Annotated in this window: 6 protein-coding genes; 2 read left to right on the top strand and 4 right to left on the bottom strand. The window is 51.1% G+C overall.

The genetic code is table 11. The features are described from left to right. Positions 1-696: 696 nt before the first annotated feature. Together ade and KTH89_RS19155 are read right to left on the bottom strand one after the other, a co-directional pair. Complete coding sequence (ade, locus tag KTH89_RS19160) at positions 697-2,499, bottom strand: adenine deaminase (protein WP_238722771.1); 1,803 nt, start codon at positions 2,497-2,499, stop codon at positions 697-699. Positions 2,500-2,780: 281 nt separating this feature from the next. Then, positions 2,781-3,677, bottom strand: coding sequence for an alpha/beta hydrolase (locus KTH89_RS19155; protein ID WP_238722770.1), 897 nt, complete (start codon positions 3,675-3,677; stop codon positions 2,781-2,783). 322 nt (positions 3,678-3,999) lie between these two features. On the opposite strand from KTH89_RS19155, the gene KTH89_RS19150 reads away from it, so the two are divergent. Together KTH89_RS19150 and KTH89_RS19145 are read left to right on the top strand one after the other, a co-directional pair. After that, a complete protein-coding gene (locus tag KTH89_RS19150; protein ID WP_158347329.1) occupies positions 4,000-5,295 on the top strand; it encodes an alcohol acetyltransferase in 1,296 nt (431 codons plus the stop codon). A 4-nt stretch (positions 5,296-5,299) separates the two neighbouring features. After that, entirely contained in the window at positions 5,300-6,004 is a 705-nt protein-coding gene (locus tag KTH89_RS19145; RefSeq protein ID WP_238722769.1) for a DUF6320 domain-containing protein, read from the top strand. A gap of 70 nt (positions 6,005-6,074) precedes the next feature. On the opposite strand, the gene KTH89_RS19140 is transcribed toward KTH89_RS19145, so the two are convergent. Together KTH89_RS19140 and KTH89_RS19135 are read right to left on the bottom strand one after the other, a co-directional pair. After that, positions 6,075-7,253, bottom strand: a complete 1,179-nt coding sequence (locus KTH89_RS19140) for a phosphoribosylaminoimidazolecarboxamide formyltransferase (protein ID WP_238722768.1) — start codon at positions 7,251-7,253, stop codon at positions 6,075-6,077. Positions 7,254-7,382: 129 nt separating this feature from the next. Further along, a complete protein-coding gene (locus KTH89_RS19135; RefSeq protein ID WP_238722767.1) occupies positions 7,383-8,096 on the bottom strand; it encodes an IMP cyclohydrolase in 714 nt (237 codons plus the stop codon). Between the last annotated feature and the right edge of the window lie 62 nt (positions 8,097-8,158).

Below are 8,158 nucleotides of genomic sequence, written 5' to 3'. Positions count from 1 at the left end.
GTATCCCATTAATACATGCCCTTCGGGCGGATTCGCAGCATTCGCTGCTCAATAATGTATAAATTTATCAACTAATGTTTCTACAGTGAACAAACCATCCTCAACTCCATTCTTCAAAGGTATCGGGCATCGAAACGATTCCAAATCAAGAGTAGAGAGCTGGTAGAGGTCAATCCGGGATGTGTAAAAAATTGTGGCAAAAAATTGCTTGCAGCCAGATTTTAGAACCAAGTAACTTTGCAATCAGGAGAACCTCACAGGGTCTGGAACGGTCCTTCCCTGGGGGTGGGGATGCTCGCTGCTTCGGGACGGGGACAATGCGCGGCATCCGGGGCGGCTCCCGGCGGTTGGGTTCTTTTGTGTCTCCCTGGAGGCGCATAGGGCGGCTGAGCCGCCGCTTAGTGGAATCGGAAAGCCGGGTTCAGGATGCCCGGCGGACTTCACGTCCGACGGGCAAGAGCCTCTGAACCGGGAACACCTCAAGTGTTCCTGGTGAATAGGCTCGGTTCCTGAACCCGGCTTTTCGATTCCACTTAGCGGCGGCCAGCGCAAGCCCTCCGCGCCTCCAGGGAGACACAAAAGAACCCAACCACCGGGAGCCGCCCCGGATGCCGCGCATTGCCCCCGTCCCGAAGCAGCGAGCATCCCCACCCCCAGGGAAGAACCGTTTCAGACCCTGTGAGGTTCTCTCCCCTCTCACTCTTCCACAATCAGCGAAGCAAACTGAAACGTGGTGCAGTCCACTAATCCGCGGTTCGTCAGCCGCAGTTCCGGCAGACAGGCCAACGGAATCAAGGCCATCGTCATAAAAGGAGACGGCATCTGGCAGCCGATTGTTTTCCAGGCTTCCTCCAGCCCGGCCACTAGCGCGGCTACCTCTTCCACCGGTTTGTCGTTCATCAGGCCGGCGATCGGAAGCGGGGTGCAGCCCAGGACTTTTCCGTTCTGTACGGCGGTCATTCCTCCGCCGCACTGAATCAGCGTGTTGGCGGCCAGAGCCATATCTTCGTCGTTGGTGCCGACCACTAACAGGTTGTGGGCGTCGTGGGCTACTGTGCTGGCCATGGCTCCGCACTGGATGCCGAAGCCTTTGACAAAACCGGCTCCGAATTTACCGGTCTCGTGATGGCGTTCGAATACGAAGGTTTTCAGAATATCCTGGGATGTATCGCTTTCCAGCTTTCCGTCTGTTACCTGCAGCTTTACATGGCGCTCGTAATCGCCTACTCTGGCTGGGATGACTTCTATGGCGCGGACGGTTACGCTGTCCTTATCCGTGTCCGCTTGAATCCGGAAGCTTTCCGGGGTGATTTCGTCCCGGACATGCATGGAATGCTGCGCCCAGTCGGGATAGGTATAGGACGGAATCGGTACGCACATTTTCCCGTTTTCCGCCACCACGCCGCCGTCGATCAGAACACGGGTTACTTCCATGTGCTCCAGATCTTTCAGGAATACGATATCGGCACATTTTCCCGGCGTGATGCTGCCCAGCTCGTGATCCATCTGGTAACACTGGGCCGTGTTGATGGTCACCATCTGTATCGCGGTGATGGGGTCGATGCCCTCTTCCAGGGCACGGCGCAGCAGATAATCCAGATGGCCCTGAGAGGTCAGGGTATGCGGATGTGTGTCGTCGGAGATCAGGCAGGCAAAGCGGGTGTCCACCTTGTGCTGGGTGATGGCTTTGGATACCTCGTGCAGATCGTGCCAGGCGCTTCCTTCTCGTAACTGGGCATACATGCCAAGACGCATCTTGGCCAGGGCGTCCTCCGCGCGGGTGGATTCGTGGCAGCAGCGGATTCCGCTGGCGATGTAGGCATTGAGTCCCGGTCCGGTTTCCGGCATAGAATAGTGACCGGTCACCGTTTTTCCTGCTTTTAAGGTTTCTGCGACGATGCCGTGAGCGTGATCGGTTCCGGATAGGATGCCCGGGAAGTTCATCATTTCTCCCAGTCCTACGATGTGATCCCATTCCATGGTCTTGGCTACATCGGAGGGGCCGACAAAACTGCCGGTATCCTCAAAGCCGGGAACCGCCGGCACGCAGGACGGCGTTACAAACATGGTTTTTAACGGCGTACGCTTGGAATCTTCGATCATGCATTCCACTCCCGGCAGGCCCAGGACATTACAGATCTCGTGAGGGTCCGGATAGATGCCTGTGGTTCCATGGGGAACAACCGCGCGCGCGTATTCACCCACACTTAACATCGAGGACTCGATGTGGATATGGCCGTCCAGGAATCCGGGGGCTATGTACTGGCCTTCGGCGTCAATCACCTCCGTCTGGGGCCCGATGCAATGCTCTGCATCCCCCACCAGGGCAATGCGGCCTTTGGCAATGGCAACGCTGATATTTTCCTGGATTTCCGCGGTGCACACATTTACCAGCTTCGCGTTGATGATGACAGTTTCGGCCGGATGGCTTCCTCCCGCCACCGCCGCCAGGGTCTGGCTTGCCTCCCAGAGAGGCGTTTTACAAAAATGATTCTGCATAATATAACTCCTTTCCTGTGTTGTTACACGTTTTTGGGAAACTATTTTTTATAGCTATGAGCACTTGCGGCTGTTTTTAAGCCGCTTATGTGCGATGCATGAAAAATAGTCAGCGAGGTTTTTTCGAGCGCTACTATTTTTTATTCAAATAGCTTAAATCTATTTAATTCATACATCTACTTAATTCTTACATCTACTTAATTCTTACATCTACTTAATTCTTACATCTACTTAATTCTTACATCTATTTAATTCTACATCTATTTATTGTTTACATCTGTTTACCGGCAGATGTCGAATATGAATTCTGTCATCTGATCAATGGCATCGTAGGCGGCCTTAAAGGGCGCCATCTGGAAAACATGCCACATTCCTTTGTAGAGATCCAGCCTTACCTGCACATGACATTTTTGCATCTGCCTTTGGAGGTTCACGGAATCGGACAGCAGGATCTCATTGTTACCCACCTGGATATAGGTGGGAGGAAAGCCTTCGAAGTCTGCGAAAAGCGGGGAGATGAACGGATTCGTCAGCTCCTGGTCTGCGGCGTAATCAAGGATCGCCTTGTCCAAATATTCTTCCGATAATATAGGGTCGATCTCCGCCTTGCTTTGATGGGACTTTCCACTTTTCGTCAGATCGGTCCATGGCGAGAACAGGATCAGGCCCCTTGGCAGGATGCGGCCCTGTTCTTTTAACTTAAGCACCAGGGTCAAAGCCAGGTTTCCACCGGCCGAATCTCCGGCGACGATGACATCCCGGGCCCCATAACCAAAGTGCATCAGATAGTCCCAGGCTTTTATGGCATCCTGCAGCGCGCATGGAAACGGGGATTCAGGCGCCAGCCGGTAATCAAAGCTTAAAACATCCATGGACGTGGTGCTGGCCAGCTTATTCGTGATGCTGCGGGCATACCGGAAGCTGCCCGTATTATAACCGCCGCCATGGCAGTAGAGAATTACATATTTCTTAATATGACGCCGGTCCACACTGACCCATTCCGCGGGAATATGGTCAATCTCGAAGGATTCGTATTTCATTTCCTTGCTTTTTGTAAAAAGCCCGCTTAAATTTTCCTGGGAGGCCCGCTGTTTTTCTATATCATCGCTTTCAACCAGGGTATGCATCCGTTTAATTGCCCTCATCAGATTTTGGTTCCGCTTCGTTGCCTTCTCCATAGTTCCTCCTGCTGAACTGTTTACGTCCGGTTTATATTATAGTTCCGTTGGCACTATTATCCCATAAATACGATTTATTTGTCAGTATTATTTTTGCCAATATCATTTTTTGTGAATCATTGCCCCGATGGGGCCTTTCCGAAAATCACCGTCTGTTACAAATACGGCGTCTTCTCTCGCTGACTGTGTATGGAACGCTTCCATCGGGATATATTATTCTATCATACCGCACAAGCATCGTCCAATGAATTCTCGGCAGTTCCGTTACACGTTTCGTTATGTTTTCATTGCGCAATTGGAAAAGTGCTTTTATAATAAAATTATGGAAAAAACAAGCAAGAACAGAAAAACATGGTATAAATTGGATCTCTCCGCTAATGTCTACCCTACGCTGCAGAGAAAAAACTTTTCAAGCGTCTATCGTATATCCGTATTGTTGAAAGAGGATGTGGAGCCGGATCTCCTGCAAAAAGCGGTGGATCTTACGCTCCCGCGTTTTCCGGCTTTTAAAGTAGCTTTAAGGAAGGGCGTGTTCTGGCGATATCTGGAACCGAATAACAGGCCCGGACCTTTTGTGCAGCCGGATATTGCCAACCCGTGTATGCCGATGGCCTTCAAGGCGAACAACCGGTATCTGATCCGAATTTATTATTATCACCGCAAGATCTCACTGGAAATGTTCCATTCGCTGTCCGACGGCAACGGGGCCTTGTACCTGTTACGGACGATCACCGCGGTGTATCTGCGGCTGAAAGGATATGATATTCCCAATGGAAACGGGGTACTGGATATCGAAACAGAGCCTGATCCGGAGGAGCTGGAGGACGCTTATCTTCGCTATGCCTCTTCCAGGGTCAAGCCTCCCCGGAGCCAGGAGCGGGCGTATCTGATTCGCGGAACAAAGGAACCGTTTTATACTTTAAATATCATAACCGGAATACTGCCGGTGGACCGCATTCTCCAAATCTCCAGGAATTACCGGGTATCTGTGACGGAATATCTGAATGCCGCCCTGATCTTCGCGCTTCTGGAAAAGCAGAAAACTTCCCGCGTATTTGCCGAAAAACCGGTCAAACTTGCTATGCCGGTGAATCTGCGCAGGTTTTTCCCCTCGGGGACGCTCCGCAATTTTATCACAATGGTTTATCCGTCCGTAGATCCGCGGATGGGGGAGTATACTTTTGAAGAGATCCTGACTCAGGTGCATCACTATATGCGGTATTACATCAATGATAAATTTTTGAACGCGGATATCACCACCAACGCTTCGACTCAGCAGAATCCGCTGATCCGGATCATTCCGTTGTTTTTAAAGGATCTGATCGTGAAGCAGTTCTATATACGCGTGCAGGACCGCCAGTCCACGGCAGGACTGACCAATCTGGGCGTCGTGGATACGCCGGAGGAGATGCGGGAGCATATTGAGCGCTTTGACGTGCTGATGGGACAGCCCTTCTCGGCGCGGACCAATTGTGCTATCATGAGTTATGGAAATATTTTGAGCATCAGCTTCGCCAGCAGTATCGTGGAAGCCGATGTGGAACGCCTGTTCTTCAGAAAACTGGTGCAGGACGGCATTCCAGTGAAAATAGAAAGCAACCGAAAAGTGGAGGGATGAATCGATGTCTTATTGTGTAAACTGCGGCGTGGAGCTTCATAAAACCTGCGAAGTCTGTCCGCTGTGCAATACCAGGGTAGTCAATCCGAACAACCCTGTGGATCTGACTTCTCCAAAGCCTTTTCCTTCCGTAAAGGGTGCGGCCGGCCCGGTAAGGAGAAGCGACGTTACGATTCTGATGTCTGTAATATTGGCTACCACAGCGGTTGTCTGCGGCCTTTTAAATCTTTTCTTTTTCACCACCAGTATGTGGTCTCTCTATGTGATCGGGGCCTGTATCGTTCTGTGGGTGTTTTTTCTTCCCCTGTTCTTCTCCCGGGCAGTACACTTGTATATCTCTTTGCTGCTGGATGGGCTGAGCATCGCCATGTATTTTGGCATCATTGCGTATCTGCATCCGGGCAACGGCTGGTACTTTTCCATCGCGGTCCCGATCATCCTGATTACGACCGCTTTGATCGTCATATTTGCGTTTTGTATCCGGCACCTGCACACCTCCATCCTGTCCACGGCAGCTGTTATCATTGCGGAGACCGGCGCGCTGACCGTCTGCATTGAACTGCTGATCCGTAATTTTGAGGCGCAAGGACTGTCTTTGTCCTGGTCGGCCGTAGTCATGACCTGCTGTATTATTACAGATGTGGCGCTCATTACGATTATCAGACGGAGCAGACTCCGGGAAGAAGTTAGACGGCGGATGCATATTTGATGATTTTCAAATATTTATAAAACAGGAGCGGCCCGCTACACGGGTTCGCTCCTGTTTGGTTGTGCCGATATCAATGATGGAACAGACGGATTCCAGTGAATGCCATAGCCATGCCATATTTGTCACAGCAGTCGATCACTGCGTCATCTCTTACGGAACCGCCGGGCTGAACGATGTATTTTACACCGCTCTTGCGGGCGCGCTCGATATTATCGGAGAACGGGAAGAAAGCGTCGGAGCCAAGGGTTACGTCCTGAAGCTGATTCAGCCATTCTCTCTTTTCTTCTCTGGTGAATTCTGCCGGTTTTACTTTGAAGATTTTTTCCCAAGCGCCATCCGCTAATACGTCCATACACTCATCTCCCATATAGACGTCGATGGCATTATCCCGGTCGGCCCGGCCCAGCTTGTCGACAAACTGAAGGCCCAGGACTTGCGGCGACTGGCGCAGGAACCAGTTATCCGCCTTGGAACCGGCCAGGCGCGTGCAGTGAATTCTGGACTGCTGCCCCGCTCCGATACCGATCGCCTGCCCGTCCTTTACGTAACATACGGAATTGGACTGAGTATATTTCAGTGTGATCAGCGCGATTTTCATATCGATCAAGGCGGATTCCGGGATATCTTTATTTACCGTAACCACATGGGAGAGCAGTTCGTTGTCTGCTTTTAATTCATTGCGGCCCTGTTCAAAGGTTACCCCATACACTTCTTTATGCTCAATCGGGGCCGGCACGTAGGAGGGGTCGATCTGAATGACATTGTAACCGCCTTTTTTCTTCTGTTTCAGAATTTCCAGCGCCTCATCCGTATAGCCCGGAGCGATTACCCCATCGGATACTTCTCTTTTAATCAATCTCGCGGTATCTGCGTCGCAGACATCGGAAAGAGAAATGAAGTCGCCAAAGGAGGACATTCTGTCCGCGCCCCTTGCCCGGGCATAGGCGCAGGCCAGCGGGGAAAGCTCTCCCAGATCGTCTACCCAATAAATCTTTGCCAGAGTATCGGTCAGGGGAAGACCGACTGCTGCTCCCGCCGGGGATACATGTTTAAAGGAAGTCGCAGCGGGCAGGCCGGTGGCTTCTTTTAATTCTTTTACCAGCTGCCAGCCGTTCAGTGCGTCCAGAAAGTTAATATAGCCTGGATTGCCGTTTAGGACGGTTACCGGAAGCTCGCTTCCGTCTTCCATGTAGATCCGGGATGGTTTCTGGTTGGGGTTGCATCCGTATTTTAATTGTATTTCATTCATATTCTTCTCTCCGTTTCATTTTTCCTTCGATCATTTGGGGACATGTCCATTTCAGTTTGGGACATGTCCATTTCGTCTTTTTGCCGGTTTGGACATGTCCCAAACTGAAATGGACATGTCCCCTTTTGATTACTGGTTTTTGTTTACGATTCTGGTCTCGCAGGTACCGCTGGGAATGTCTATATAGCGGACAAAGAGGGAGACCTTGTTCTCCTCGTTAAGGCTGTTCCAGATTTTATCGGTGAAACGGTCGATATCACCGTCGATGGCGACAAGCTTGGGTTCCCCCTCGAAGCTGGGCAGCGGATCGCCGTCATGCATGTAAGTATGGATAAAATGCCCCTCTCCAGCCGCCGGATTTTCGTAAGCGAAGGTGTACCGGTGGCAGGATTCGGGATTCCCGTTATTGCTTTTTAAGATGGAGAGCGCGTAATTGTAGCTGTCATTCTCCACGTGCAGGATACCGGATATTCTGGGAGTGTAGTTCGGAGAATCCGGCTCAAATTCCCGGGTTCTTAAAGACTGCTCGAAGGTCATCTGTCTGTCCATTCCTTCGTATATCGTATCGGTCTGGTCCCCGTTGGTCACGATGGTCTTGTTGCCCAGCACACGGACCGGTGCGTAGATAATCAGACTTGGATCTGATAATTTAGATGGGTCAAAGGCCTCGGTGCGGATGCCCTGCCCTTCTTCCACAAAAATCCGGTTGCGGCTGTTGACGCTTCTGCCCATGATAAAGTAGGCTGCCACCGCTTTCGTACCGTCGGCGCTTTTGCCGATCACGATACCTCTGCCGGGATATGCGTTGTTTGATAGTTCCTCTTCCAGTGATAACTTGTTCATTTGACTTTTCCTCCAATTAGAAATGTAGATGAATAGGTTTCGTTTCACCAGAGTCCGGCGTT

The sequence above is a fragment of the Diplocloster agilis genome (assembly GCF_019042275.1).
GTDB lineage: Bacteria > Bacillota > Clostridia > Lachnospirales > Lachnospiraceae > Diplocloster > Diplocloster agilis.
The sequence above is the reverse complement of the archived record's forward strand: the minus strand, read 5'-3'. Positions and strand labels throughout refer to the sequence as shown.